The sequence below is a fragment of the Halalkalibacter sp. HAAS-P013 genome (genome assembly GCF_056619925.1).
Map to the genome: position 1 here is coordinate 687,850 of NZ_JBWQTU010000001.1, position 25,559 is coordinate 713,408.

General features: G+C 38.5%; 30 protein-coding genes and 1 pseudogene. 6 read left to right on the forward strand and 25 right to left on the reverse strand.

Translation table 11 applies throughout. The annotated features are described in order from the left end of the window. Nucleotides 1-6 precede the first annotated feature (6 nt). A pseudogene (locus tag AC1FXP_RS03635) lies at nucleotides 7-198 on the reverse strand (Rdx family protein); the annotation flags it as partial. 180 nt (nucleotides 199-378) lie between these two features. Between AC1FXP_RS03635 and selD the strand changes: the two are divergent. Next, nucleotides 379-1,428, forward strand: a complete 1,050-nt coding sequence (gene selD, locus AC1FXP_RS03640) for a selenide, water dikinase SelD (RefSeq protein WP_480058819.1) — start codon at nucleotides 379-381, stop codon at nucleotides 1,426-1,428. Nucleotides 1,429-1,481: 53 nt separating this feature from the next. Here the strand turns inward: selD and AC1FXP_RS03645 are convergent, their stop codons facing one another. The 7 genes from AC1FXP_RS03645 to selB form a co-directional block, all read right to left on the reverse strand. After that, complete coding sequence (locus AC1FXP_RS03645) at nucleotides 1,482-2,207, reverse strand: hypothetical protein (RefSeq protein ID WP_480058820.1); 726 nt, start codon at nucleotides 2,205-2,207, stop codon at nucleotides 1,482-1,484. A gap of 217 nt (nucleotides 2,208-2,424) precedes the next feature. Further along, a complete protein-coding gene (gene phnC, locus AC1FXP_RS03650; protein ID WP_480058821.1) occupies nucleotides 2,425-3,159 on the reverse strand; it encodes a phosphonate ABC transporter ATP-binding protein in 735 nt (244 codons plus the stop codon). Between the two features lie 24 nt (nucleotides 3,160-3,183). After that, nucleotides 3,184-3,309 (reverse strand): hypothetical protein, encoded by a 126-nt coding sequence (locus AC1FXP_RS03655; protein WP_480058822.1) that lies wholly within the window; start codon nucleotides 3,307-3,309, stop codon nucleotides 3,184-3,186. Nucleotides 3,310-3,337: 28 nt separating this feature from the next. Then, a complete protein-coding gene (phnE, locus tag AC1FXP_RS03660; RefSeq protein WP_480058823.1) occupies nucleotides 3,338-4,099 on the reverse strand; it encodes a phosphonate ABC transporter, permease protein PhnE in 762 nt (253 codons plus the stop codon). 13 nt (nucleotides 4,100-4,112) lie between these two features. Beyond that, nucleotides 4,113-5,063: a phosphate/phosphite/phosphonate ABC transporter substrate-binding protein gene (gene phnD / locus AC1FXP_RS03665; RefSeq protein WP_480058824.1), complete on the reverse strand. Its 951-nt coding sequence runs from the start codon at nucleotides 5,061-5,063 to the stop codon at nucleotides 4,113-4,115. 74 nt (nucleotides 5,064-5,137) lie between these two features. After that, the gene (locus AC1FXP_RS03670) at nucleotides 5,138-6,190 is read right to left on the reverse strand and encodes a glycosyltransferase (RefSeq protein WP_480058825.1); all 1,053 of its coding nucleotides are present in this window, start codon (nucleotides 6,188-6,190) and stop codon (nucleotides 5,138-5,140) included. Beyond that, on the reverse strand, nucleotides 6,162-8,075 hold the full coding sequence (gene selB / locus AC1FXP_RS03675; RefSeq protein WP_480058826.1) for a selenocysteine-specific translation elongation factor: 1,914 nt from the start codon (nucleotides 8,073-8,075) through the stop codon (nucleotides 6,162-6,164). Before selB ends, AC1FXP_RS03670 begins: the two co-directional genes overlap by 29 nt. A gap of 332 nt (nucleotides 8,076-8,407) precedes the next feature. Here selB and AC1FXP_RS03680 point away from each other — a divergent pair, with 332 nt between their 5' ends. Next, complete coding sequence (locus tag AC1FXP_RS03680; protein ID WP_480058827.1) at nucleotides 8,408-8,722, forward strand: hypothetical protein; 315 nt, start codon at nucleotides 8,408-8,410, stop codon at nucleotides 8,720-8,722. Nucleotides 8,723-8,814: 92 nt separating this feature from the next. Here the strand turns inward: AC1FXP_RS03680 and AC1FXP_RS03685 are convergent, their stop codons facing one another. Continuing rightward, a complete protein-coding gene (locus tag AC1FXP_RS03685) occupies nucleotides 8,815-8,955 on the reverse strand; it encodes a hypothetical protein (protein ID WP_480058828.1) in 141 nt (46 codons plus the stop codon). A gap of 178 nt (nucleotides 8,956-9,133) precedes the next feature. On the opposite strand from AC1FXP_RS03685, the gene AC1FXP_RS03690 reads away from it, so the two are divergent. Continuing rightward, nucleotides 9,134-9,283 (forward strand): hypothetical protein, encoded by a 150-nt coding sequence (locus AC1FXP_RS03690; RefSeq protein WP_332632066.1) that lies wholly within the window; start codon nucleotides 9,134-9,136, stop codon nucleotides 9,281-9,283. 96 nt (nucleotides 9,284-9,379) lie between these two features. Here AC1FXP_RS03690 and AC1FXP_RS03695 read toward each other — a convergent pair whose 3' ends face one another. Then, nucleotides 9,380-10,099, reverse strand: a complete 720-nt coding sequence (locus tag AC1FXP_RS03695) for a YebC/PmpR family DNA-binding transcriptional regulator (protein WP_480058829.1) — start codon at nucleotides 10,097-10,099, stop codon at nucleotides 9,380-9,382. Between the two features lie 245 nt (nucleotides 10,100-10,344). On the opposite strand from AC1FXP_RS03695, the gene AC1FXP_RS03700 reads away from it, so the two are divergent. Continuing rightward, nucleotides 10,345-10,668, forward strand: coding sequence for a 2Fe-2S iron-sulfur cluster-binding protein (locus AC1FXP_RS03700; protein ID WP_480058830.1), 324 nt, complete (start codon nucleotides 10,345-10,347; stop codon nucleotides 10,666-10,668). Between the two features lie 61 nt (nucleotides 10,669-10,729). Here the strand turns inward: AC1FXP_RS03700 and AC1FXP_RS03705 are convergent, their stop codons facing one another. The 8 genes from AC1FXP_RS03705 to AC1FXP_RS03740 all read right to left on the reverse strand — a co-directional run bounded on the left by AC1FXP_RS03705 (nucleotide 10,730) and on the right by AC1FXP_RS03740 (nucleotide 16,328). Beyond that, nucleotides 10,730-10,858, reverse strand: coding sequence for a hypothetical protein (locus AC1FXP_RS03705; protein ID WP_480058831.1), 129 nt, complete (start codon nucleotides 10,856-10,858; stop codon nucleotides 10,730-10,732). A gap of 25 nt (nucleotides 10,859-10,883) precedes the next feature. Further along, a complete protein-coding gene (locus tag AC1FXP_RS03710) occupies nucleotides 10,884-11,213 on the reverse strand; it encodes a hypothetical protein (RefSeq protein ID WP_480058832.1) in 330 nt (109 codons plus the stop codon). 37 nt (nucleotides 11,214-11,250) lie between these two features. After that, nucleotides 11,251-12,129, reverse strand: coding sequence for an ABC transporter ATP-binding protein (locus AC1FXP_RS03715; protein WP_480058833.1), 879 nt, complete (start codon nucleotides 12,127-12,129; stop codon nucleotides 11,251-11,253). Then, nucleotides 12,126-12,524, reverse strand: a complete 399-nt coding sequence (locus AC1FXP_RS03720) for a GntR family transcriptional regulator (protein ID WP_480058834.1) — start codon at nucleotides 12,522-12,524, stop codon at nucleotides 12,126-12,128. The genes AC1FXP_RS03715 and AC1FXP_RS03720 overlap by 4 nt, the downstream gene beginning before the upstream one ends. An 18-nt stretch (nucleotides 12,525-12,542) precedes the next feature. After that, the gene (locus tag AC1FXP_RS03725; RefSeq protein ID WP_480058835.1) at nucleotides 12,543-13,283 is read right to left on the reverse strand and encodes a hypothetical protein; all 741 of its coding nucleotides are present in this window, start codon (nucleotides 13,281-13,283) and stop codon (nucleotides 12,543-12,545) included. Between the two features lie 14 nt (nucleotides 13,284-13,297). Continuing rightward, complete coding sequence (locus AC1FXP_RS03730) at nucleotides 13,298-13,792, reverse strand: small multi-drug export protein (RefSeq protein ID WP_480058836.1); 495 nt, start codon at nucleotides 13,790-13,792, stop codon at nucleotides 13,298-13,300. A 159-nt stretch (nucleotides 13,793-13,951) separates the two neighbouring features. Then, complete coding sequence (locus tag AC1FXP_RS03735; RefSeq protein ID WP_480058837.1) at nucleotides 13,952-15,583, reverse strand: hypothetical protein; 1,632 nt, start codon at nucleotides 15,581-15,583, stop codon at nucleotides 13,952-13,954. A 1-nt stretch (nucleotide 15,584) separates the two neighbouring features. Further along, entirely contained in the window at nucleotides 15,585-16,328 is a 744-nt protein-coding gene (locus AC1FXP_RS03740; RefSeq protein WP_480058889.1) for an ABC transporter ATP-binding protein, read from the reverse strand. A 433-nt stretch (nucleotides 16,329-16,761) separates the two neighbouring features. Between AC1FXP_RS03740 and AC1FXP_RS03745 the strand changes: the two genes are divergently transcribed. Continuing rightward, nucleotides 16,762-16,980 carry a hypothetical protein gene (locus tag AC1FXP_RS03745; protein WP_480058838.1) on the forward strand — a complete coding sequence of 73 codons (219 nt, stop codon included), beginning with the start codon at nucleotides 16,762-16,764 and terminating at the stop codon, nucleotides 16,978-16,980. Nucleotides 16,981-17,029: 49 nt separating this feature from the next. Here the strand turns inward: AC1FXP_RS03745 and AC1FXP_RS03750 are convergent, their stop codons facing one another. From AC1FXP_RS03750 to hutP, 7 genes are all read right to left on the reverse strand, one after another. Further along, nucleotides 17,030-17,170 (reverse strand): hypothetical protein, encoded by a 141-nt coding sequence (locus tag AC1FXP_RS03750; RefSeq protein ID WP_480058839.1) that lies wholly within the window; start codon nucleotides 17,168-17,170, stop codon nucleotides 17,030-17,032. A gap of 104 nt (nucleotides 17,171-17,274) precedes the next feature. Beyond that, the gene (locus AC1FXP_RS03755) at nucleotides 17,275-18,549 is read right to left on the reverse strand and encodes a Na+/H+ antiporter family protein (protein WP_480058890.1); all 1,275 of its coding nucleotides are present in this window, start codon (nucleotides 18,547-18,549) and stop codon (nucleotides 17,275-17,277) included. A 29-nt stretch (nucleotides 18,550-18,578) separates the two neighbouring features. After that, on the reverse strand, nucleotides 18,579-19,541 hold the full coding sequence (hutG, locus tag AC1FXP_RS03760; RefSeq protein WP_480058840.1) for a formimidoylglutamase: 963 nt from the start codon (nucleotides 19,539-19,541) through the stop codon (nucleotides 18,579-18,581). Then, nucleotides 19,510-20,796, reverse strand: a complete 1,287-nt coding sequence (hutI, locus tag AC1FXP_RS03765) for an imidazolonepropionase (protein ID WP_480058841.1) — start codon at nucleotides 20,794-20,796, stop codon at nucleotides 19,510-19,512. Before hutI ends, hutG begins: the two co-directional genes overlap by 32 nt. Nucleotides 20,797-20,814: 18 nt before the next feature. Then, entirely contained in the window at nucleotides 20,815-22,479 is a 1,665-nt protein-coding gene (gene hutU / locus AC1FXP_RS03770; protein WP_480058842.1) for a urocanate hydratase, read from the reverse strand. 14 nt (nucleotides 22,480-22,493) lie between these two features. After that, entirely contained in the window at nucleotides 22,494-24,011 is a 1,518-nt protein-coding gene (hutH, locus tag AC1FXP_RS03775) for a histidine ammonia-lyase (protein WP_480058843.1), read from the reverse strand. A gap of 122 nt (nucleotides 24,012-24,133) precedes the next feature. Then, on the reverse strand, nucleotides 24,134-24,577 hold the full coding sequence (hutP, locus tag AC1FXP_RS03780; protein ID WP_480058844.1) for a hut operon transcriptional regulator HutP: 444 nt from the start codon (nucleotides 24,575-24,577) through the stop codon (nucleotides 24,134-24,136). 243 nt (nucleotides 24,578-24,820) lie between these two features. Here hutP and AC1FXP_RS03785 point away from each other — a divergent pair, with 243 nt between their 5' ends. Then, on the forward strand, nucleotides 24,821-25,423 hold the full coding sequence (locus AC1FXP_RS03785) for a CBO0543 family protein (RefSeq protein WP_480058845.1): 603 nt from the start codon (nucleotides 24,821-24,823) through the stop codon (nucleotides 25,421-25,423). Nucleotides 25,424-25,559 lie beyond the last annotated feature (136 nt).

Sequence of the window (25,559 nt, forward strand, 5' to 3'; positions counted from 1 at the left end):
CCTCATTTATTCAGCCATCTTTTCCATTTTTTCAATAACTTCTTTAAGGTCAGGAAATGAGCCTGTTTCCTTTTTTGAGTAAACCAATTGATCATTGACGGTTACTTCAAAAACACCACCGCCACTAGTAACTAATTTAACCTCTTTCACTTTCCCACGAAAATGATCGAGTAACTCGTCCGTGAAACTCACGGCTTTTGGTGCGTAGTTTCACATCATGCAAAATTCTACAGATACTTTGAATTCCATGCTTGAATCAAACTCCTTTACTTTGGTTTCCATTATATTGTAGGATAATATGATGAATGATGCAAAAAATTTGTTTATTAAACACACACTAATACGTGTTCCAAAGTAAGATGGAGGAGGTGTCCTAAAATGGACAAACAAGAACAAATTCGTTTAACTTCTTTTTCAACAAAAGCTGGTTGAGGCTGCAAAATTGGTCCTGAAGACCTGGCGCAAGTTTTGCGTCATTTACCAAAGCAGACACATGACCCTAATTTACTTGTAGGTTTAGATACATCTGATGACGCTGGTGCATACCGATTAACAGATGATTTAGCAATGATTCAAACCGTTGATTACTTTACACCGGTTGTTGATGACGCATATATGTTTGGACAAATCGCTGCAGCTAATGCATTAAGCGATGTCTACGCTATGGGCGGCAAGCCAACAACAGTAATGAACATTGTTGGTTTCCCAATCAAGAAATTACCAGCTGAAACGTTAGCAGACATTTTACGCGGGGCAGCAGACAAAACAAAAGAAGCAGGAGCCATTATTGTTGGTGGGCACTCAATTGATGACCAAGAGCCAAAATTCGGCTTATCTGTAACAGGACTTGCACACCCTGATCGTATTTTTAAAAATGTTGGCGCTAATGCTGGTGATTCTCTTCTATTAACAAAGCCAATCGGTGTTGGGATATTAACAACAGGGATCAAACGCGAAGCAGTAACAGCAGATCAAGAAAAAGCCGTTACTGAAACGATGGCTCTATTAAATAAACAGGCCGCAGAACAGCTAGAAGGCTTACACCCAAATGCCGTTACGGATGTAACTGGTTTTGGACTTTTAGGCCATAGTTATGAAATGGCTAATGGAAGTGATGTAACGTTTGAGCTTGAGATGGAGCGTATTCCGATGCTTGAGGGGACAAAAGAACTAGCTGAAAAAGGAATTGTTCCAGGAGGTTCAAAAGCAAATGAGCGCTGGCTCGAAGGCTGTGTGGACTATTCATCAGACATTACAGATGTAGAAAAAAGCATCCTCTGTGACGCAATCACATCAGGTGGACTGCTAATCAGCATGGCTCCTGATGAAGCAAAGCGTTATGTAGAATCTATGCAAGCAGCAGGTGCTCATGTGTCTATAATAGGTGCAGTTACTGAGAAAAAAGACAAGCCTATTATTGTGAAGTAACAAAAACCACTCCAGTTTCGAAACGAACTGGAGTGGTTTTTCCATAGCGTTGCTTATTCTTTTTCAACTGTTTTGACTAACGCTTTATAACCGGAACGAGTTAAATTATGATCTTCATCAATATAATTGCTTTTTTTCAACGCATTGATCGTATGCTCACTTAACCGCGTGACAATGGCATACACTTCATCATTAAGAGCTGCAATCGAAGAGTGTTGAATTTTTTCTTGCTCTAGTGAAGCCGCGATTTCTTTAATAGGGTCTTCTTTGATAAAATACTTCTTCGTTTCAAGCAATGCTGTTTGAAGCTTCCCCTTAACAATTAGCAGGTCTTGCATCGTATTAGATCTTTCTGATTCTTTTTCTTTAATCTTTTCACGATACGATTGCTTTTCTAACTCATCTAAATCCGCTTTTGAAAAAAGCTCCTCCAACAATTGAGTACGATCGAAATCTATTTTCTCAAGTGCTTCTTCTTTTTCAATTACAGCTTCCTCAATAATCTGTGTTTGCTGCTCCTCAATTCGTTCCACTACAGGTGTGGCTGCTTCCGCTGTTTGTTTCGCTGCAAGATTATTTATTTTTTTATTCATTACATAGGCTAAGCCGACTAAAAATAAAATAACAAACAACCGAAATAATTGCTCATACTGAGTTACGGAATAAATCGCTATAGTACCAACCACTACACCAACAAGCTTAATACCTTTATTCAGTGATGATCTTGATTGTACAACATCATTAACTTTGGCTCGTAATTGCTTTTGTTTTTGCCGCATGTCGCTTTCTCCTCTTCTTTTTCTTAGACCACTAACGTACTAACCGATATTTTATCACAAAGCACATATGCTAATAGATCTATTTTTCATCCCGAATACTATAAAATATTTGGTAAATAGAAATTCCGCAAGTGACCTCAGACCTAAAATCGGATTTTTGAACGTACAAAGAACCCTCTATCACAACAGAGGGTTCTTTAAGATTAACAAGAAAGAATTATTGGTAGACTTCAGAAAAAATATGGTCGTCAACCTCATTTGGTTTTCCATCAAAAATTAATTGACCATCACGAAAAGCGACAATTCTTGTAGCAAACTCTTTAGCCAAATTGACATCATGGATATTAATAATGGAAAGTAATTCACGTTCTTCATGAATTCGTTTTAACAGTTCAAAAATCTTCCGTGATGTTGTAGGATCCAAACTAGCAACAGGCTCATCTCCTAATAGAATCTTGGGATCTTGTAGCAAGGCTCTTGCAATCCCTACTCGCTGTTTCTGTCCTCCACTTAGTGCCTCCACCCGCTTATGAACATGCTTTTCCAATCCCACTTCTTTTAATGCCTCTAATGCTCGCTTTTGTTCCTGTTCAGAAAAAAGCCCGAGAATATTTTTATATGGTGGTCGCTTTCCAAAAGAACCTGTTAACGTATTTTGCAAAACAGTCATTCTCGGAATTAAATTAAAGTGCTGGAAGATCATAACCATATCTGAGCGAACCCTTCTCATCTTTCCTTCCGAGAGGTTTGTCAAGTTCGTCCCTTCCCACGTAATTTGCCCTGTAGTTGCCGACTGCAAACGATTTATTGTACGAATAAATGTTGACTTACCTGCACCACTTTTACCAAGGATACAAACAAATTCTCCCTTCTCAAACGTCAAATTGACATGGTCAAGGGCATTCTCATCTGTTTTAGGATAACGCACAACTAAATCTGCAATTGTAAGCATAATGCCCCCTCCTCTAGAGTTCATTCAAAAAGGAAAACCGCCTTTTTGAATGACTTTACTATCCTTCATTTTCTTTTCAGGGAATTCACCTTGTTCGTAATTGTGCGAACATGCTGCGATGGCTCCACTCATCGCTTCGAGTTCATTCAAAAAGGAAAACCGCCTTTTTGAATGAACTCTATATAACTCTTGCTCTAATTCGGCCGCCGATGAAGTCCACTATGATAACCATAATCATAATGAGTACGATATCTAGAGCTACTGCTGTGTAGTAGAAGCTTTGGAAATGATTAAAGAGCTGCTGACCAATACCGCCCCCTCCAATGAACCCAAGGATTAGAGACGTCCGAATGGCTACTTCAAAACGATAAAAATATTGAGACAATACATTCGGCCATATTTGCGGCAAAATTGAAAATAAATGTCCGACCCATTTTGTTGCCCCTACTGAACGCATGGCTTCTTGAGGTCCAGAATCTGCTGCTTCAATCAATTCAGAAATTAATTTCCCTAAAACACCAATATTATGCAAAATAATTGCTAATACAGCCGCAAATGGTCCGAGCCCAAATGCCGAAACAAAGATCAGACCAAATACAATCTCTGGAATAGACCTTAATGCACTTAATGCACCACGGATAGTGCTATACATCCCTACAGACCCACTTGTGTTTTTTGCTGCCAAAAAGCTAAGTGGCAAAGCTACAATCAGTGCTAAAAACGTCCCTAAAAAAGCTATAGCTAATGTAACAAGACTGTGATACGCCATTCTCGGAAAAAGGGACCACTCAATCGGAAAAAAACGAGTGGTCACCATGTGATAAATATTTCCGATTTGCGTAAGCTTTCTCCATTCAAACCCTGTCATATCCATGCTCCACCAAAGAGCAACTATAATCAAGATCAGATAAATGATGTAGCGCCTACGAAACCAAACCATCGTATAAAGGCTCCTAATCTAATGAAAGCATTTCGAATTCACGAGCTGCTTCTAACACATCTGCATATTGACTGTCATCTGCTTCAACAAAGCGTGTCGCACCACCGAAAATTCGGAGGATTTCTTCATCAGCAATTTCATAAAAAGCTTCTTGTACTTCTGCAATTAATTCATCACTCATACCAGCTGGGACAACCCAAGGGTACTGATATAGTTCTTCCGATTGCCAGATAACCTTAATGTCTTCACGCATTGTTCCACCGTTTTGGTCATCCTCTTTCATTAATGCTTCTAAGATCGCACTATCTACTGCACCAGCATCGACCGTTTGATCTTGAACAAGAGTTGTTACAATATCATGAGATCCAGCAAATTGGATTTGCTTAAATTCATGATCATCTTCACTTTCATAAAAACCAAGTTGGCGTAGGTGAAGGCCCGGAATTAAGTGGCCTGATGTAGAAGAGATACTTGCAAACGCAAAATCAACATCCGCACGGTCCTCAAGCATATCATCTAAATCATCCCATTCTCGATCGTTTTGAGTAATGATGTATGAATAGTAATAGGGACTTCCATCTACTTCCTGAGTAATGATCGCTTGCGCTCCGCTTTGCTCATGGGCAATTAAATACGTCAACGGACCTAAGAAAGCTAAATCAATATGGTTATAATTAATCGCTTCAACAACAGCGTTATAATTCGGGTATTGTTCTACTACGACTTCTCTTCCTAGTTGTTCCGTCAAATGAGTTTCTAAATTATCAAGTCCTGTTTGCATTTCTCCCATTGACTGTGAAGGAATTACAGCAATTTCGAATACACTATCGTCATTTTCTGCTGCTGGAGCCTCTTCTCCAGGTTCATCAACAGTCGGTGATTGTACTACTTCATCAGGATCGTCTGCGGCTCCGCATGCAGTTAATGCAAGTGCCATCCCTAATGTCATCATCCATTTCTTCATCTTTTCTCCACCTTTTTATTTAATCTACTGAAGGAATTTACCATTTTAGAGCCGATTTTGTAAAGAAATAACCCTTACACATAAGCATTTGCTAAACAATGCTCGTACACTTCTAAAAATTGCTCCATTTCTTTTTCCAATGAATGCTGCTCTTCAATATACAAGATTGCATTTTCAATGATTTTATTTTGCTTTCGTTCAGAAGTCAGTAATTCTTGTACTTTTTTATGAAATTGTTCAGGCGATTCAAACAACACCCCTGTTTCCCCATCAGAAATGACACTTGCATTTCCTGAATTCATTCTTGCTACAACAGGCTTTCCTATAGCCATCGCCTCAAGTACAGCTGAGGACTGACCTTCTGAAATGGATGTATTTAAGACAAAATCACAAGATTGATAAACAGCTTTCATTTGTTCAAGCGGAACTTCTTTTATAAAACGAAACCATTCATGCTTTTTTTCAAATTCCAGTACTTTTTGATATACACCGTCATCAAGAACTGGACCTATAATTGTAAAGGTGAGTTCAGGCCACCTATGACGCAATCTTTTCAACTCACCTGCTACATACAGGACGTCCTTAACCGGCCGTAACCCTGCCGGCAGCAGAAACTTTGGATACCCGATAGAAATGTCAGGCTTAGGGCCCTGCATCTCATCCTTTGGAAAATCTACACTTTGTGGAATAACATAGATGCGATCAGCTAAGTCCGGATACGTTTGAATAATTTTATTTTTGCCTTCTTCACTAAAGACCGTAATTCCACAAGACTCATCTGCTACTGATACCATTAATTTAACAGCATCTGGGTTCTTTAAATCCTCATTAACATCCGTTCCACCAGAGGTTAATATATAGGGTTTACTTAAATGCAGATGTGGATACTTTTTTAACCATTGGGAAAACCGTTTCAAATGAATAACATGATATATATCTGCCTCCAAGAAGGAAGAATCCCAATCTGAATTCCACTCTTCTTCTTCATAAGCAAAGACTCGAACACTTACACCCCACTGCTTCAACCCTTTTACGAAACGTCTTGCCGTTGTAGAGTTTCCACGATTTTGTTTAAAATACGGAGTGAATAGAATAATTTCAGGATTTGTCACCGAGCCAATTTTCAACTTCAGTCTCCCTCCATTTCCGTTCTTGATCTTGTCTAATCGTCAAACCGAGCTTATCTAGCTTTTCTAAAAAGGGTACTAAGTACTTACGTGATAATCCAGTTGACTCTTTGGCTTCTTTTAAGGCAAAAATGTCATCTGTCTCTTCTCCTAGTTTAGCGACAGCCTCTCTAAAAGGCTCTCTATGAATCGATAATTTCTCATCAAGTTGATATACAAGTTCTTGTTGGTAAAAATAATGAATCACTTCTTCATGCAATTCTTTCGGTATTTGTTGAGCTGTTAAATGATCAGAAGTTGGCGTTACTTGAAGCCCTTCATTCTTCATTGCTGTTAAAACATGCTCCACCCGTTTTTCCCACTGTCGCGGCGCGTGAGGAGTATGTGTAGATATAGCTACAAATGGTCCTTGAATGACAAACCACCCTTGCTTATGTCCCTCATCAAGCAACCAATCCAATAATCGCTTTGGATACGTATGAGTATAGCTTTGAACTATTTCGGCTTTCTTAATCCCCGTACGGAACGGAAATTCAATATGATAACGCTCCAACTCAATTTGAAAAGCCTCCCGTAATGACTGGATGACTTTCTCACTCGTAATCTCCCCAGTCGGTAGTTGATATGTCTTTCCCTCTTGTTGAACCATTTCTTTCATTTCATCTTCTGTCAAATTCATTTCTTTACTAGCATCTTTTACCGGTAGCAATTTTTTATCTAGCAGAAGTTGCTCCAATCGCTCAATAGGTGTTGCGTCCATTTTTTGTTCCAGCATTTGAACCGTCTCTTCACCGAAGCGATATTTCGCTCCATGAGGGTCAATTACAGTTCCTCCACCAATCGTTTCCATTGGTGTCGGCCGTCGCAAAATAAACCGATCCCCTCTTCTTGTAACGATTGGCTCATCCAACCGAATTTGACACATTATTTTTTCATTGCCTTCTGCTAATTCATTTCGATCAAAAAAGACAATCTTACCGTATACTTCAGCCGTACCAATATGTAGTTTGATTGCTCCTCTTTGCTTTAGAGGATACATTAGCTTTGCAACTGTTGTGAGACCAACATCGATCGTATAGGTTGTCTCATAATGTCCACTTGCAACTAGAACATCGCCTCGTTTAATCTCATCCTTTGAAATGCCGCCGACATTAACAGCCACACGTTGGCCAGCTCGTCCACTTTTTCGAGCTTGATGATGTATTTGTAATTGTCTAGCTCGAACTGGAATCCGCTTTGGTAATAGATCTAGGACATCCCCTTCGTTCACGATCCCTTCATAGACAGTGCCTCTTACAACGGTTCCTTGTCCATGAATTGTAAAGACTTGATCAATCGGTAAGCGAAACGCGCCACTTACATCACGACTTGATCTTCCTTCTAGTTCACTTACTATTCCTTTCTTTAAATCTTCAATCCCAATAGAACGAAGACTATCTACGAAAAAGAGCTGGCTTTCTTCTAAAAAAGTACCTTCTATCGCTTCCCGTATATCCAGTTCCACAATCTCTCTCATCTCGTCATCAACATTCTCAATTTTCGTTACAACAATGATCCCCTTTTCTATTCCGAGCAAGCGCAAAATATCTATATGTTCACGCGTTTGAGGCATAATCCCTTCATCCGCAGCAACAACAAGCATCACCAAATCTATTCCAGCTACTCCCGCTATCATTTGTCTAATAAAGCGTTCGTGCCCTGGTACATCAATAAGAGACACTTCCATTTCTTCGTTTAATTTCAAAGGAGCATAGCCTAACTCAATTGAGATACTCCGCTCTTTTTCTTCCTTTAAACGGTCCGTATCTATATTCGTTAATGCTTTTGTTAACGTTGTCTTCCCATGGTCAATATGACCAGCCATTCCAACTGTATAATGATTCATAACAACCTAATCCCTCTCTACTATGACCAATTTCTATCGTGTTTTATCATACTATATACACTTACAGGAAACAAAGAAAAGAAAGCCGATGAATGGAGTCCGCTGAAAAAGTCCTTTTTAGCGGATTCGAGGAAGCGGCAATGGCTCCACACGTTGCGCGCCTGCTATGAGAAAACCACTCATAGCAGGCTTTAAGACAAAGCAACGGTTCCGCTCATTGCTTAAAGGCCACTGAAAAAGGTCAAAACCGTACCTTTTTCAGTAGCCTCGATGAATGCTACTTTTAGAAAAGGTACAAGCTACAAGCAATCACACAATAAAGGAGAAAAAAGATGGACAAAATGGAAATTCTGCAAAAAATTAAAAACATAACAGCTAATCAAAACGAGTATGAAATCTTTGTACATCCAAGGCCTCCCGAGGAATTTGGAGATGGAGTAAAGCTTTACTATAACGAAGAAGAACGGAACTTTACAGCTGAAGTGTTTGATCCAGATACAAAAGAAGTTTTCACGGAAAAAACCTTAAATGATATAGATAGCACATACTCTTTCATTACAAATGTTCTTGAACCACGAGTAGAACAACAAAATGATCAAAAAGACTACATTGACCTCGATATCACAGAACCGGAAAACCATGAGTAATCATGAGAAATGTATTTCATTTGTAACTACTACTTCACTCGCCGTATCCACTAAAATAAGACCTGAACTCTTCCAGTTCAGGCTTACTTAATTTACTCCTTTGTCCCTTCAAGCCACTCTTTGTAACAATCTTGACAAAGAGTTTTGTCGGCATGCTCGTTTTGATGGATAAACACCCCATGGCTATACCGATCACTTACTTCATCACCACAATAAAAACAATTTTCTTCCATTTCTACATCCTCCTGCTAAAGAGTTTGCTTATATGGTACGCAACAAGCAAGAAAGTAAAACGCAATATATATGTCATCTTATCCAAGAAAATGCAAATTACGAGGCATAGTCCAGGCAATATTCGACATACGTATCTTTCGTAGTCGCCTTGCTACTACAAAAAAAGGAGTGTGTTTGGTGATGAATCATGAAGACTCTCGGAAAAAAGAGCTGAAAATTATGCTCAGAAGGAAGAAAAAGCGTGAACAGCGTGACTGGCGATTAACGATGAAACGCTTGAGAAAATTTCAAAAAGATGTACTTAACGAGAGATCTAGTCGAGATTAATTTCTCACTATTAGCACGTATAAAGCCAACAAGAGTACACCCTCTTGTTGGCTTTATACGTGCTAATAAGTAGTCCCTAAAAGGCCTGTTGAAACATTACTCTCCTAGATCTACATTATGATACACTTGCTGAACATCTTCTAAATCTTCTAATGCGTCAATTAACTTTTCAAATTGTTCCTTCGCATCAGCGGGTAATGATACATCATTTTGTGCAAGCATCGTTAGTTCCGCAACTGTAAAATCCTCTATTCCCGCAATTTTACAAGCTTCTTGCACCTCATGGAATTGATCTGGTTCAGCGTACACAATAATCGAATCGTCTTCTGCAATAATATCACGAACGTCGACATCTGCTTCGAGCAATAATTCAAGTACTTCCTCTTCTGATTTCCCTTCAAGGCCAATAACTGCAGTCGCATCAAACATAAATGACACAGAACCACTAACTCCCATGTTTCCACCATTCTTTTTAAAAGCAGAACGTACTTCTGCCGCTGTACGGTTAACATTATTAGTCAAAGCATCAACAATGACCATAGATCCGTTTGGTCCAAAACCCTCATAACGCAGCTCATCGTAATTTTCTTCTGAACCACCTTTAGCTTTTTCAATGGCACGATCAATAATTGCCTTTGGTACACTGTACGTTTTTGCACGCTCAAGTACAACTTTTAACGCGCGGTTTGATTCAGGATCTGGTTCGCCTTGCTTAGCTACTACATAAATTTCACGTCCAAATTTAGCATAAATACGACTCGTATTTGCATCCTTTGACGCTTTTTTTTCTTTGATATTGTTCCACTTACGCCCCATTATGAACACTCACTTTCAACTATATCTAAATTGTGTCATTATCAGTCCAAATGATATTGAACTAATCCATTATTCACCAACACCCATTATACTATAAATATATTAATTGTTTCGAGCTTTATCTTTTAGTCTCAGACAAATTACCTTGATCATGGAACTCACTGCAAATTAGACAAATTACACATTTAGTCCAAATTATGGTAATGTTTTCATTGAAGTCCCACAATCCTTAGGAGGAGATAGTTATGCCAAAGATTCAAGTAGAAGGAAAAGGTTCTTTCCAAGTTGAAGAAGGAACAAAATTAGTACTTGCCTTAGAAGATAATGATGTTGATATTCTGCATCGCTGCGGCGGAAACGCAAAATGTACTACCTGTCGTGTTGAAATCCTTGAAGGAGATGCTGGTCCAGTTGAGGAGGCAGAAGCAAAAATTCTTGATGCTAAAGGATTTAGAGAAGAAAACATTCGCCTTTCCTGTCAAATTCGAGTTCAATCAGATCTAACCGTTAAACCTGTAATGACAGCATCTGAGTCGGGGATGGAGCCAGGGACTCGTCCTCAAGACTAATAGTAAAGGGGTGTTTCAAAAGGTATGTTTTTGACCTTTTGAGACACCCCCTTTATCTTTTTCATGAAAAAAATTCTAATCCAAATACAAAATGGGCAATCAAAAATACGATGAGCATCATAACAAGTCCTACAAATAAGCCACCAATCGGTTCTTTTAAATCTGGATGAATGACTTTTTTCTTCAGCATGGGTTTCACCTCTTTCTTCGTTGATTTAACTTCTAATCAACGAAGAGAAAAAGGTGCTTTGAAATTTCACCGTCATTAAATTAAAAAGCCGCTTCTCCGATGGAATTGGTGATTGAAATAATTGCGTAATGTAGTTCGAATGGATTGCACTACTTTCTATCAAACGACTGTTCCACAGTCTAGTAATTACCGATTGAAAAGAAGGCGGATTAAGCCCTCCTTCACTAATTGACATTTCAATTGTTTCGGAAAATTGGTAATCAGCTTCATACAGCAATTGGTTGTATGACGAGCTGTACGTACTTAAGATCATAGAAAGCAATATGCCGAGCAAAACGGTTCTTTTATAAGCCATCGTCATCACCTATCAAGGTTTTTGTACCTACATTTATTTAATCTGCAGTTAATTCAGTACCTATTAAATACTCAAGTCCTTCTTCTAGCGTTAACCTTTGTACATGTGTCATTTGTATATGTTCATTTTGCAATTCGATTTCAAGTTTTCGTAAATTATTTGTAACAATTTGTACTGGGTTAGAGCTAACTTCGATTACATTTGGATGTTCCCTAATTTTATCCGTTACCTCCGATACCCATATTCTTCCCCATTTTTCAAAAATCTCATCTTTATCAAAAGCCTGAATGATTTTTCCTTCATGAAAAACGGTTATCCAATCACAAATTGACTTTACCTCATCTATAGAATGAGTTGCTAGTATTACACTCCTGTTACCGTCCTCCATAAACTGAATCAAATCCTCTTTCATCTTCTTTTGAGAAATAATATCTACACCAGTTGATGGTTCATCTAAAATAAGCAATGTTGGATGATGAGTAAGCGAGAGGATAAACTCTATTTTCTTTTTCATCCCTTTTGAACATTTGGCATACTTCTTATTATCATCAATTTGGTACCTTTTTATTAGATAATGAAAATATTTTCGGTCCCAGTTTGGATACCAAAAAGAAACGAAGGTAGCAAGCTCACGGATCGTCAAATGACCGAATGGCTCTAATAATTCTCCAGCATAACCGATTTGTTTCTTTATTTCCGCTTCATTTTCTTCATACGTGTGATTAAATACATGCACAGAACCATTATTGGGTTGAATCAAATTCATAAGCAAGCGAAAGAACGTACTTTTCCCAGAACCATTTGCCCCTACAATAGCAACTGCTGTTCCTGTCTCGACTTTCAAATCAATTGGACCTAGTGTAAATTTCTTATATTTTTTGGTTAATGTGTTTGTCTTTAGTAAAGAGCTGGTCATAGTCTTCCCCCGTTCATCTTGTTTTCCATCACTTCTTTAAAAATACGTCGGATATCCTCACTTGAACATCCAACTTGCTGAGCCTGTTCAATCGCTTTCACAAAAGCATCGATGACAACTTTTTGTTTTGTTTCTTCCATTTTGATTGTTTCAATCTCTTTTACAAAGGTTCCTTTCCCCTGGACAGTCTTAATAAATCCATTGCTTTCTAAATTTTGATAAGCCCGTCTTGTTGTAATCACACTACATTGTAAATCATTGGAAAGGACCCGAATGGAAGGAAGCGGTGTACCAGGTGGAAGCTGTCCGCCTACAATGAGTGATTTCACTTGTATTTCAATTTGATGATAAATAGGTTCTCTGCTTTCTTCAGAAACTCGTATCGGTAGCTTCATCGACCTTCCTCCTTTCCATTACAAATAATCTCTTTTTTCCAAACGATACGTAAGCAATTTATGCCATAAAAAACATCCAACGACACCTACAGCAATCGAAATAATAGCAATAATCCAGCCATAATCTTTCACTAATAGAAGACTCCATTCAACAATGCTATGACCTACGACTAAACGAAATCCGATAAATAGACCAATCATTATTGCAATCCAAACAAATGGTAAGAGATGCAATATTTTTCCGCTTGTTCCGTACTCTATAAATGGGTTCATTCCACCAAGTGCCAAAGAATATCCAAACCAGACAAGGATAAATATAAATAGTTCATTCATTGTTAAATAGGAATAAAAACTATTAGGTAGTTGAGTCAAAATCGTTCCATAAAAAGCAAAAGACATCATAAATAAAGTGATCAACATCAATAGCGTTCGACTTAACGCTATTAACTCAACTGGAATCGGCAATGTTCTCAAAAAAGCCATTCTTTTTGTAAATGGATCGTCTTTAATCGTTTGAAATGATAAATAAGGACCTGACATGAAAATGGCTGCTAATGAAGGCAATATCGCAACAAAAAAGATATCAAGCACGACATGGTTATAATACATCACACCATCGCCAAACAAAGTTCTAGCTGCTTGTTCTAGAAAAATGGTTGTAAACAATCCAAAGAAGACAACTGCAATGAACGTAAATACAAGACCTCTCCAATTGTATCTTAAATCTTTTTTCACAAGCCAAAATGCTTGATTTAACATACTCCATTCCTCCCTTAATTAAAGAACCGATTCGATACTCCACCATCTTGATGACCTAACAAATCAATTCCTAAATGAGCCAAGATGACAAATACAACCGTCCAAATCGTAATACTAGCCGTCATCCAAACAAAAGCTTTCTTTTTAGTGGCGCCTAAAGACACGCTCATAAATGCCGTTACATGACTTCCTACAAATAACGGGCCAATGATTGATAATCCTGGTAACCCATATTTGTTCCAAATTTTTTGTGCACGAATGGAGCGCTTGCTATCCACTTGGCCTTCCTCTTCACCCTTTTTCTTCTTGCGCCAAGCTTTAATTTTATTGACAAAAACGATGACAAGAAAGACCGTTACGATGTTTCCAAGTAAACCTAAAATGACAACTGGTACTGTCGCTAAACCAGCGATAATGGCAAGAGGAACAACGGCATACCCTTCAAGAAAAGGAACAGCAGATAAAATAAAGACTAGAATATATGCCCATAATAATTCAATAACACTCATACCTTCACAACTCCTCACTGTTATACTGTGTATATCTATATATACACTATAACATCGTAATTTGTGCATGAAAAGGGGCAATTTAGAAACTAATGCTTTGTTCAAATAAAAAAAGAGACGCTTGCTCACCAAAAGCACCCGTCTCTCCTCGTTTTTATCTTAATCATTAAAGCGTATCTTTACTCTTTTAAAAGTACGATCGCTCCACAGAAAATAGTTAGCAAGTAACAAAACAGCGATGTAATAATAAACCCCAAAAGAAACCATTGAACTTACATAATGGAGTCCAATGAGAGGACCAATTAATAGCAGCAAAACAAAAATAGTAAAGCCCTCACCTTGTTGTCCTGCTGTAAAAGATTCAGAAAACGGCAAAGCCTTCTTTAGAGATAAGAAACACAAGACTGTATACAGAAAAGAGCTTAATAAAACAGCAACTAAATGCGGAATGATCGCTACTGTAAAAATAACCCCAAATATCAAACTTTGCAGAATATATACAGGAAGAAATAATTTAACTAGAAAAGCTTTTAATGTTCCTTTAAAAATTGGCGCTGTGTGTTCAATTGGTGCTGTTTGATAGATCCAAGCCCCTTTATACGTTCCCGAATATTTCAGCATCATGATAATAGTCGGAACGATTAATAGGCAAATATAGATCGCCAAATAATATTGGCTTGATGCGATATCTTCCATAGAACGATAGCGAAACTCATTATAAAAAAGCAATATAGGGAGAGCTAATGCGAGACCTAAAGAAGGATATACCTTCAATTTAAACTCTCTTTCCTGTTTCATCATCAGATTAGCAAAACGGAAAAACGTTCTTTCTTCATTGCTACGACAAATCCACTTTCCTATGAAACTCTCTTTACGTCCACTTGATTTACCCGCACTTTGCGCCGTGAGCTTTTGAAGATTTCTTTCAAATACTGGCATTAACTTAATGTAGAAAGCAACGGCAATAACCGGTCCTAGAAATGCTAAAACCGTATAAATCATGATATACACGGCTGCATTTCCATTTAATACCCATTCAAATGGAGCTGCGTACCACAGCGGTGGTAGGAAAAAATGCCACCAATTCAGAGTAACGTGAATATCAACATTCATAAACTCAAAGGAACGGATCACTAATTGATACCCGACGATCGTAGCAAGTGATAGCATAATTTGAACATAATTTATAAGGTCCATTAATTTCTCGCCATCAAAGAAGCGTAAGGTAAACAAATACAGCAAAGCTGTTATGACAATAATCAGCAAATTAACAAAAATGATTTCAATCAGAAAAATGAGAAAAAATATAATCCCTTTTACAAACAACGAAACGAGCAAAGGAATGGTCATAATCGAACCTGTTAAAAAAAATAAATAAATGAGAACATGCATAAATTTCGACGCACTAATTGTCTTTTGATTAACAGGCTTTGTTTGCAGAATTGTTTTGTCCCGTACATCTAAGAGGACTGACGAAAAATCTGAAATCATAGACGTCATAATAATAAACATCGCAATCGCAAAGACAATGCTCATTTGAAACAAATAATTATCGCCAAGAAGAATAAAAGGGATGAAGGCAAGGCCAAATAGGGCATAAAGCCATAAAGACTTAAGAAATTGATTTCCTTCTTTTTTTGTGTTTGATTGAGTAAAAATCGTCGGAACTCTTCTTTTATCCATCGTTAATTTCACTTGCAAAATTCGCCTCATGATGCTGTAATCTACGCCCAATTTCTCAAATGGCTTTCTAAAATAATCTAGTAGCTTAAGAGTTTGAAAGTTTTCCATCCTACACCTCTTGAACAATAGAGACAAAATCCTCTGCTATTTCTTGATGTTGATGGAACCCAGTTAATTGATTAAAGATTTGTTCCAATGTCCCTTCCGTATTTTGTTCCTTTAATTGTTTAAAGCTTCCATCTGCAATAATTTGCCCTTCTGATAGGAGGATGATTCGATTACTGATTTTCTCGACTACTTCCATAATGTGAGAAGAATAGAATATCGTTTTTCCTTGTGCTGCTAGCTGTGCTAAAATTTCTTTAAAAACCATGACACTATTAGCATCTAGTCCACTTAACGGTTCATCAAGAAATAATAAATCAGGGTTATGTAATAAGCTAGAAATAAGTAGTACTTTTTGTCTCATTCCTTTGGAAAAAGATGATAACCTTGAATGATAGACCTCCTCTAAGCCAAACTTCGCCATTAACCTTCTAGCTTTGCTCTCTACTTGTTCAGGAGGAACATCGTATAATTCACCTACAAATGATAAATATTCACATGCTGTTAAGTTATCATACAATTCAGCCGTCTCTGGAACATAGCCAATTTTCCTCTTATAATCTACTTTTCCAGTCGATATATCATTACCAAAAATCGTAACTTTTCCATGATAACCTTTAATTAAACCGAGCATAATTTTCACCGTTGTACTTTTCCCTGCTCCATTTGGCCCTATGTAACCAATGATTTGTCCGTTATAAACTTCTAAATTTATCGCCCGCAATACCATTTTGTTATTAAATGACATCGTTACATCTTCGAGAGATAAAATCGGTTGTTGTTTTTCCTCCACACGACCACCCACTTGTTAAACTTGAATTATCTATCAATTCTAACACAATTACCCATTTTTAATCCTCTTACTTTACTAAAAGAAAATAATAGATTACAAATTTATTAAAAAAACTATAATTTTCTCAAATAAAATGAGAAAACAGCGACTTCCTTCCAATTACGAATATAATAGCGTAAACTATTAAATGTATGAGCTTGCAAAACATATTTTAACTAAACACATATTCGCAAATTGAATACATATAGGACATTCACTCGTTATTTGTTTACATTTACGTCAATCTGCTGATAAATGTAGAGAAGTTTTTGCAGGAAAATGCTCATTCAATCAAAAAATAGTAAGAAGAAAAAAATCCAACAAAATGAAAAGAAAGGTGGTCGTTGTTGTGAACAGAGACTTAAGCCTGCAACAAATCGCCGAAGGCATGACAAAATCGCTGTTAAATGCGTCAGATAAAGATTTGGAAGGGTTTCAAAGAATTATTGACGCAACGTTAGAATTACGAGAGGCACATAAAGACCTGCAAAAAATGGTTCAAAGCTATTCAAATTCAGGCATTCAACGTAATGTAACTCATAATCAGAACCATAACGCTAGTAGTTAATAAAAAAGGACCACATTACTCTAAAGTGTGGTCCTTTTTCATCAAATCTTCATGATCCGTTCTTTAAGTTTCGTAAAACGGTAGGCATTTTTTTCTCTTCTTCCTTGAGGTTCTTTTCACGTTTCTTTCCATCAGGATGATTGGCAGATTGAAACCTAGCTGCATCCATACCGTCAATAATATTTGTCATGCTATTCCCTCCTTTCACACTTAGTTTCCCTATCAGTTCTTTTTTCACTCCACTTAATAACTAAAAAGAGTGCAATCACAAGATCACACCCTTTCTCCATATTATTAAAGAATCAAAGCTGCTAACAAACCAAAAATAAGTAGAGGGATATTAAAGTGTAAGAAGGTCGGTACACATGTATCCCAAATATGGTTGTGCTTGCCATCTGAATTTAAACCTGCTGTCGGTCCAAGAGTACTATCAGAAGCTGGAGAACCTGCATCCCCAATCGCACCGGCTGTTCCAATTAACGCAGCTGTTGCCAAAGGAGAAAATCCAATTGCCGCGCATAGCGGGACAAACAATGCTGCTAATATCGGAAGTGTGCCAAATGATGAACCAATTCCCATTGTAATCAGCATCCCTACAAACAACATGATCACTGCAGCAAAGAACATGCTCCCACCAAGAAAACTGGTCGCTGACTCAACTAAGCTGTCGACTGCTCCGGTATCTTTTAGAATCGTCGCATACCCAGAAGCAATTAACATGACAAAAGCAATCATCCCCATCATTTTTATCCCATCATTGACGACCCAATCCCCTTCTTTAAATGGCACAACCCGTAACGAAAACATAATGACAATTCCTGTAAGTGCTCCCAACTCTAAAGAACTAAAAAGGAGTTGAACAGCAAGAGCACTAACTATAGCAATCATCGTAAATAGATGCTTCCTAGAAAAAGTTAATCCATCATCTACAGTCGCAGCAATTTCCGAATGGTGATTAGAATCTGCATTTACGACTCGATCTTTCCGATAAGTAAAGAAAATAGCGATTAACAAACCTATGATCATACCCAGCCCCGGTAAGAGCATCGCCATCGGAATTTGCATGATGTTAATCGGCATTCCATTTGATGTCATTTCATCTGCGATAATGCCGTGAAAGATTAATCCATATCCCGCTGGAATCATGATGTATGGTGCCTTTAAACCAAATGTTAATGAAGTGGCAACAGCCCTGCGATCGAGCTTCATCTTATCAAATAACTGAAGAAGTGGAGGAATTAATATAGGAATAAAAGCAATATGAACTGGTACGACATTTTGGGATAAACAAGCGACACCAGCAATTGTCAGTAATAAAAATGCTTTTTTCCCTTTTAACGCATTGACTAAATGTCTTACTAAAAAGCCAGTAATACCAGAATAACCGATCATGACTGCAAATGCCCCAAGTAAAATGTAACTGAGTGCCGTATTTGCTTGACCGCCCATACCTGATACGAGCATATCAACTGTATCTGTTACCGGTAGACCCGAGGCTATCCCAGCTGTTAATGCAGCAAAAAGAATGGCCAATACAACATTTACTCGAAGAAGACTTAGAACAACCATTACAATAACAGATATGAGTACAGCATTAATCAAACGTTAATCCCCCTCTTTGTTTTTCCCTTTAAAAAGTTTAGTATGACATGAGCAGCTACCCTACTTGTCATATCGCGGAAGTCTACCGTCGGATCTACTTCAACAATTTCTAGCCCTTTAACGATAGGATGTTCTCCTAAATATGAGATCGCTTCAAAAAGGTCAACTGCATCCATTCCACCTGGTCCAATCGCCGGACAACCTGGTGCTTGTGCTTGGTCAATTACATCGACATCAACCGAAACATAAATCGCATCAACCGACTGTTCCAGCTTTTTTAACGATGCTTCCATCACCTCTTTTATACTCGTCTGACGTACGTCTTTCATCGTATTTACAGTTACACCATGCTTGTTTACATAATCATGATATGGTTTACTATTTGAAAAATCACGAATACCTACTTGAACCAAGTTGGTGCCTTTAATCGTTTTTGTTTCAAGTAAACTTCGAAACGGGGTGCCATTACTCGGTCCCCCATCCTCCAAATTTCTGACGTCATGATGAGCATCAAACTGAATAACTCCGACTTCCCCTTTTGCTTCCTTGAACCCTTTAATGCTTGGATAGCTGATAGAATTATCTCCTCCTAACACAATGGGAAGCCATGATGAATTCTCTTTCAACAATTTTTGAACCGTTTCATAAATGCGATTCTGAGACTGAAGAACATCTGTCACATGTATCGAAATATCACCTATGTCTTGAATGATCCACTTTGCTAAATCAATGTTTTCCTCTATTGAATAGGTTGAATACCCTGACAATGCTTTTCGGATCGTACCTGGTGCAAAGCATGCTCCAGAGTGACTAATGGATGATTTGGAGAGGGGGGCTCCAATTAGCCCAACCCCTCTGATCGTTTCACCGTCCCACTCTTTCATTAGATCGCCTATCTTTGTTACTTCACGATCTATAAATGATGTGTTAGCTTTTTGGAGATAAGGAAATAGTTTCACTGATCTCCCTCCTTCTTGAAACAATTTGACCACTCTTAATCACGGTATTTACATGGTTTACTCCATAATGATACGGAAGATATTGATAATTTGGAGCATCCCAGATGACAAGATCTGCCTCGCGTCCTATGACCACTTGACCTGCTTGCTCACCACGCCCGATCGCATAAGCAGCATTGACGGTCATCGCATTCCAGATTTCTTCAGGAGACATTTTCAGCTTTAGCGCAGCAAATGTCATAATCAATTGAATGTTTTCTGTAGGAGAGCTACCAGGATTAAAATCGGTGGCTAATGCAACTATCACTCCCTCGTCAATCATTTTTCGCGCCCGTGCGAATGTTTCTTTTCCTAGATAGAAGGTTGTTCCTGGTAACAGTACTGCTATTGTTCCAGATTCAGCCAATTTTTTAATCCCCTCATCCGATGCCCCAACGAGATGATCTGCTGAAATAGCCCCTAAATCAGTCGCTAGCTCCGTTCCACCTAAAGGATGAATTTCGTCAGCGTGAATTTTCAAACCAAATCCTTTTTCATGTGCCCTCGTTAAATAATCCCGAGACTGTTCTACCGTGAACACACCTGTCTCTGTAAAAATATCAACAAATTCAGCAAGCTTCTCAATTTTAATCAAATCCAGCATGCCTACCATCTCATCTAAAAAGGCTTGCGGATCGTCCTTATATTCATGAGGTATGGCATGTGCTCCTAAAAACGTCGAAACAAGATCAACCGGATGATTTTGCTGAAGCCGTTTAGCCACCTTCAATTGCTTCAACTCTGTCTCCACATCTAAGCCATAGCCACTTTTTATCTCAGCTGTTGTTACCCCATATGACAACATCCGATCAAGGTGAAAGCTTGCCTTTTCAAATAAATGATCTTCTGTCGCTTCACGAGTACGCTCAACTGTTGAAAGAATTCCCCCTCCTTGTTTTAAAATGTCAAGATAAGGAACTCCTTTCTGTTTTAATGCCATTTCATGTTCACGCGAACCTCCAAACACAACATGTGTATGCGGGTCAACCAAACCTGGAGATACGAGCTTTCCTTGACAATCAATGACTTCAGCAGCTTGAATTTCACCTTCTGACTCTCTCTCACCAATAAAAGCAACCTTGCCATTTGTGATCCCGACAACAGCATCTTCAAGCACAACTAGCTCTTGCATGTCTTTCCCTACTTTTGGACCAACTGATTCCATCGTTAGTAACTGCCCAATATTTTTAAGTAGTAAATCTACATGTTGTTTCATACGTTTCCCTCCTTTTTATTACTCTTTTTCGCTCATTGGAATAACGACATCCTTCTCCTTCGCGACATCTTTTGCAAGTTCATACCCTGCATCTGCATGACGAATGACACCCATACCAGGATCAGTTGTCAAAACACGTTCCAATCGCTCTTTTGCTAGTTCCGTACCATCAGCAACGACAACCATTCCCGCGTGAAGCGAATACCCCATTCCAACTCCGCCACCATGATGAACCGATACCCAGCTCGCACCCGCAGATGTATTGACTAATGCATTTAAGATCGCCCAATCTCCTACTGCATCACTTCCATCTAACATCGCTTCTGTTTCACGATTTGGTGAAGCAACAGAGCCACAATCTAAGTGATCACGCCCAATAACAACTGGTGCTTTTAACTCTCCTTTTCTTACGAGCTCATTGATTGCAAGCCCCATCTTTTTCCGCTCCCCGTAACCTAACCAACAAATACGAGATGGTAGACCTTGAAACGCGACTTTTTCTTGAGCCATACCAATCCAGCGACAAAGGGCTTCATTCTCAGGGAATAGCTCTTTAATCAACGCATCTGTACGATAAATATCTTCAGGATCACCTGATAATGCTACCCAACGGAAAGGACCTTTTCCTTCACAGAAAAGAGGACGGATATAGGCCGGAACAAAGCCAGGGAAGCTAAAAGCTTCTTCAAACCCTCCATCTTTTGCAACTTGACGTATATTGTTTCCATAATCAAATACAATCGAGCCTCTTTTTTGCAACGTGACCATCGCTTCCACATGCTTTCTCATGCTTTCATTTGCTAGTTTTACATATCTAGTTGGTTCGTTTTCACGAAGCTGCTTAGCTTCTTCTAGGGTGAAGCCTTCAGGAACATAACCATTTAGTGGATCATGAGCTGATGTTTGGTCTGTGACAATGTCAATATGAATATTGCGCTCAATGATTTCATGATGAATAGCTGATGCATTTCCAACTAAACCGATTGATAGAGGCTCACCATTTTCCTTTGCTTCTTGTGCCCATTCAAGTGCTTCATCTAACGAATAAGTTATCTGGTCACAATATTTCGTATCGATTCGCTTTTGAATACGCTCTGCATCTACATCTACTGCTATAACAACTCCATCATTCATTGTCACCGCTAAAGGTTGTGCCCCGCCCATGCCGCCAAGACCTGCTGTTAATGTTACTGTGCCTTTCAAACTATTAGAAAAATGTCTTCTGCCAATCTCGGCAAATGTTTCATAGGTCCCTTGTAAAATTCCTTGCGTGCCAATATAAATCCAGCTACCTGCTGTCATTTGTCCGTACATCATCAACCCATCTTTTTCAAGTTTGTTGAAATGACCCCAATTGGCCCACTTCGGTACTAAGACTGAATTTGACAATAACACTCTCGGTGCGGCCGGATGCGTTTTAAACATTCCTACAGGTTTCCCAGATTGAATTAACAACGTTTCATCTGCTTCAAGCTTTTTTAAAGAACGCACGATCGCATCAAACGACTCCCAATTTCGAGCCGCTTTCCCGATACCTCCATAAACGATTAAATCTTCTGGTTTTTCTGCGACTTCAGGGTCCAAGTTATTGTAGAGCATACGTAATACAGCTTCTTGCTCCCAACCTTTACATTCTCTTTCTACACCTGTTTTTGCCCGGACTACGCGTTTTTTTGTTGTCATGTTCCTCGCTCCTTTTATGAATGAATTTTCGTTTCTGTTTGATCAAAATGGTGCGAACTAGCTTTTAACCAATCTGAAATAGCTTCAATATCTTTTGAGAACACTCGATCTTTCGTAATAGATGGTACTAACTCTCTACCTTTTTGGAAAAATAGATTCGTAGTTTGCGACATTTTGTCTATTCCTCGATACTCAGCTGCTTGCATCGCACAAATCGTTTCAATAGCAAGAACACAACGTGCGTTCTGAATGACTTGATATGCGTGTCTTGAACCAATCGTTCCCATGCTGACATGATCTTCTTGATTCGCTGATGATGGAATCGAATCAACACTTGCTGGATGTGCCAATGTTTTGTTTTCAGATACAAGTGATGCGGCTGCATATTGCATAATCATCGCACCAGACTGCAACCCTGGTTCAGGACTTAAAAACGGTGGTAAATCACTCAACTGCGGATTAACTAACCGTTCGATTCGTCGTTCTGAGATATTTGCTAGTTCTGCCATCGCAATCGCTAAGAAATCCATCGCAAAGGCGATAGGCTGACCGTGGAAATTGCCGCCAGATAACACTTTCCTTCCTTCATCAAAAATAAGCGGATTGTCTGTTGCGGCATTCATTTCAATCTCTAACTTTTCCTTCACATAATTTAATGCCTGCCAAGTTGCTCCGTGTACTTGCGGAATGCAACGAATCGAATAAGCATCCTGTACTCTTACTTCGCCTTGCTTTGTCGTTAACTGACTATCCGCTAAATACGTGCGCATTCTCCTGGCGACTTCAATTTGTTCTTTATATCCCCGAGCTAGATGAATATCTTCGTCAAAGGCATCAATAATACCACGTAACCCTTCGATCGTCATTGAGGCAATGACCTCAGATTGAAAAGCCAGTCTTTCCGCTTCTAAGTAAGCAACGACGCCCATTGCTGTCATGGCTTGCGTTCCATTAATAAGAGCTAAGCCTTCCTTTGCTGTTAACGTGATTGGGAAAATTCCTTCCTTCGTCAAAGCGTCAATTGCTTTCATCCTTTCCCCATGATAAAAAACCTCTCCTTCCCCAATTAACACGAGTGCTAAATGCGATAAAGGAGCTAAATCTCCACTTGCTCCGAGTGACCCTTGTTGCGGAATAACAGGATGAATATTGGCATTTACTAAATCGATCAACCTTTCAATAACAACCGGTCGTACCCCTGAATATCCTTTTAGCAGTGCATTAGCCCTGAGAAGAACCATCGCCCTTGAGACCACCTCTGGAAAAGGCTCTCCAATGCCACAAGCATGCGAGCGAATTAAATTTAATTGCAAAGCCTCAACATCATCTTTGCCAATGTATACATCACTAAATTTTCCAAAACCCGTTGTTATGCCATAGACTACTTTTCCCTCTTCAACGATTCTTTCAACCGCTTTCCGGCTTTCTTTTACTTTCCTCATGCTTTCATCTGAATACGTTACGTTCTCTTTTTCAAACAGTACATTACGCACGTCAGAAAAAGTCAATGTCTGACCATTCAAAATAACCATCTTTCTCTCTCCTTTCATTCCTTTAGTTAAGTAAAGGAGCAATAGAAAAGGGGACTATATCACTGAAATCAATAAATTGATCTCAAGATATAGCCCCCTATTAACTAAAATACTATGGGCAATTATATGTGATTAATTCCTAAACCAATCGTTTCATGCTCTGACCCTTTCACAGGTGCACCTATTGTGCCATACAAGGAAACTGCGATCCAATCTCCTTCTAACTCACTGTCATACGGGTTCCCGCGCAATATGGCAAACGATAAGCCAACTGTCCTCAAGACGGACCCTAACTGAACTTGGCCTCTCGTTACACCATGCAATGCTTCCATAATTGCATGATAGAGCGCGTGAGATTCACGATATACATTCGACCGGATAATCCCATTTTTCTTCGCCGCAGTCTCTATTGCTGCCACTACTTTATGCGCTTCCATTGAACCGACTTTTCCGGTACAACTTCTCCAATTGGACTGTTCCAGTTTTCTCAACTGACCCTCTGAATCCTCGGAAAGCAATAGAAGAATCGCGTGTCGTCCAATCCGATTATCATTACTTAACGCCATCAACAACAACTCTTTCGCTTTTCTATCAAACTAATATCTAATAACTACCTTTAGTGTAAGCGCTTCGAAATTAGGTGTCAACAATAAATTCCAAATTCATACGGTAAATGAAATATTTGATCTAATCGCCTAAATATATCGGCAGTTCATAAACTGTTACCCAGACTTCACTTCATCACTCGTATATACATTGCTAAAATAACCTACAATATATATTACGTCATGGTATATCGGAGGGTCTAAATGTTTACTTTTATACAGGAAATCTTAATCGCTTCCTCAATAATTAACATGAAAAGCGGCTCTCTTTGGAGTCAAATAATTGAATTACGTCGAGAATCAAGAAACCTTCTATGGGAGTATTGGCTAACAGAAACATTATTTACTTTCAATTGGTGGTTCCTCATTATAACAACGATTGCTTTTGTGTTGATTTGGCTTAAATTATTAGATAAGAAAAGAATCGTTGAAATTGTTTCATTTGGTCTTATGATTGGATCTATAGGATACTTTTTGGATATAACAGGAGTTTCATTTGTCATGTGGTCTTATCCTGATAGGATTTTTCCTATTATACCTCCAATCATTGAAATCCATAAATTTCATCTACCTATTGTGTATATGATTGTTTATCAATATTTTCCTAAGTGGAAACCATTTTTACTCGTTATGACTGTATGTGCTTTGTTTTTATCATTTGTTTTAGAACCGATAACTGTATGGCTAGGGATATACGAAATTTATCATTGGAAGTACATTTATTCCTTCCCTATTTATATTATTATTGGTGTGATTTGTAAATGGGTCATTGAAAAGTTGAAACAAATTGATGGACACTATTTATAATGAAGCGTTTTTTTAATACAGATGTATAAGAATGAAAGAACATTTTCTATTGTAATCAGAGTAGAAAAAAGAAATACAATATGATAATATAAAAGTGAATGACAGTCAGTCAGTTCTGGAGTGGAATTGTAGGAGG

Coding starts and splice junctions, on each gene's coding strand:
- hutH (WP_480058843.1), bottom strand. CDS start 24,011: ATGGTTATTTTGAATGGTCAGACATTGACTTTTTCTGACGTGCGTAAT.
- hutU (WP_480058842.1), bottom strand. CDS start 22,479: ATGACAACAAAAAAACGCGTAGTCCGGGCAAAAACAGGTGTAGAAAGA.
- phnD (WP_480058824.1), bottom strand. CDS start 5,063: ATGAAGAAATGGATGATGACATTAGGGATGGCACTTGCATTAACTGCA.
- selB (WP_480058826.1), bottom strand. CDS start 8,075: ATGAATCATTATACAGTTGGAATGGCTGGTCATATTGACCATGGGAAG.
- AC1FXP_RS03750 (WP_480058839.1), bottom strand. CDS start 17,170: ATGACAAATATTATTGACGGTATGGATGCAGCTAGGTTTCAATCTGCC.
- AC1FXP_RS03695 (WP_480058829.1), bottom strand. CDS start 10,099: ATGGGGCGTAAGTGGAACAATATCAAAGAAAAAAAAGCGTCAAAGGAT.
- AC1FXP_RS03730 (WP_480058836.1), bottom strand. CDS start 13,792: ATGAGTGTTATTGAATTATTATGGGCATATATTCTAGTCTTTATTTTA.
- AC1FXP_RS03685 (WP_480058828.1), bottom strand. CDS start 8,955: ATGGAAGAAAATTGTTTTTATTGTGGTGATGAAGTAAGTGATCGGTAT.
- AC1FXP_RS03720 (WP_480058834.1), bottom strand. CDS start 12,524: ATGAAGCTACCGATACGAGTTTCTGAAGAAAGCAGAGAACCTATTTAT.
- AC1FXP_RS03740 (WP_480058889.1), bottom strand. CDS start 16,328: ATGTCATTTAATAACAAAATGGTATTGCGGGCGATAAATTTAGAAGTT.
- AC1FXP_RS03705 (WP_480058831.1), bottom strand. CDS start 10,858: ATGCTGAAGAAAAAAGTCATTCATCCAGATTTAAAAGAACCGATTGGT.
- AC1FXP_RS03700 (WP_480058830.1), top strand. CDS start 10,345: ATGCCAAAGATTCAAGTAGAAGGAAAAGGTTCTTTCCAAGTTGAAGAA.
- AC1FXP_RS03755 (WP_480058890.1), bottom strand. CDS start 18,549: ATGGTTGTTCTAAGTCTTCTTCGAGTAAATGTTGTATTGGCCATTCTT.
- hutP (WP_480058844.1), bottom strand. CDS start 24,577: ATGGCGTTAAGTAATGATAATCGGATTGGACGACACGCGATTCTTCTA.
- hutI (WP_480058841.1), bottom strand. CDS start 20,796: ATGAAACAACATGTAGATTTACTACTTAAAAATATTGGGCAGTTACTA.
- AC1FXP_RS03735 (WP_480058837.1), bottom strand. CDS start 15,583: ATGGAAAACTTTCAAACTCTTAAGCTACTAGATTATTTTAGAAAGCCA.
- phnE (WP_480058823.1), bottom strand. CDS start 4,099: ATGGTTTGGTTTCGTAGGCGCTACATCATTTATCTGATCTTGATTATA.
- AC1FXP_RS03725 (WP_480058835.1), bottom strand. CDS start 13,283: ATGTTAAATCAAGCATTTTGGCTTGTGAAAAAAGATTTAAGATACAAT.
- AC1FXP_RS03645 (WP_480058820.1), bottom strand. CDS start 2,207: ATGCGGCAAAAACAAAAGCAATTACGAGCCAAAGTTAATGATGTTGTA.
- phnC (WP_480058821.1), bottom strand. CDS start 3,159: ATGCTTACAATTGCAGATTTAGTTGTGCGTTATCCTAAAACAGATGAG.
- AC1FXP_RS03680 (WP_480058827.1), top strand. CDS start 8,408: ATGGACAAAATGGAAATTCTGCAAAAAATTAAAAACATAACAGCTAAT.
- AC1FXP_RS03715 (WP_480058833.1), bottom strand. CDS start 12,129: ATGACCAGCTCTTTACTAAAGACAAACACATTAACCAAAAAATATAAG.
- AC1FXP_RS03710 (WP_480058832.1), bottom strand. CDS start 11,213: ATGGCTTATAAAAGAACCGTTTTGCTCGGCATATTGCTTTCTATGATC.
- AC1FXP_RS03785 (WP_480058845.1), top strand. CDS start 24,821: ATGTTTACTTTTATACAGGAAATCTTAATCGCTTCCTCAATAATTAAC.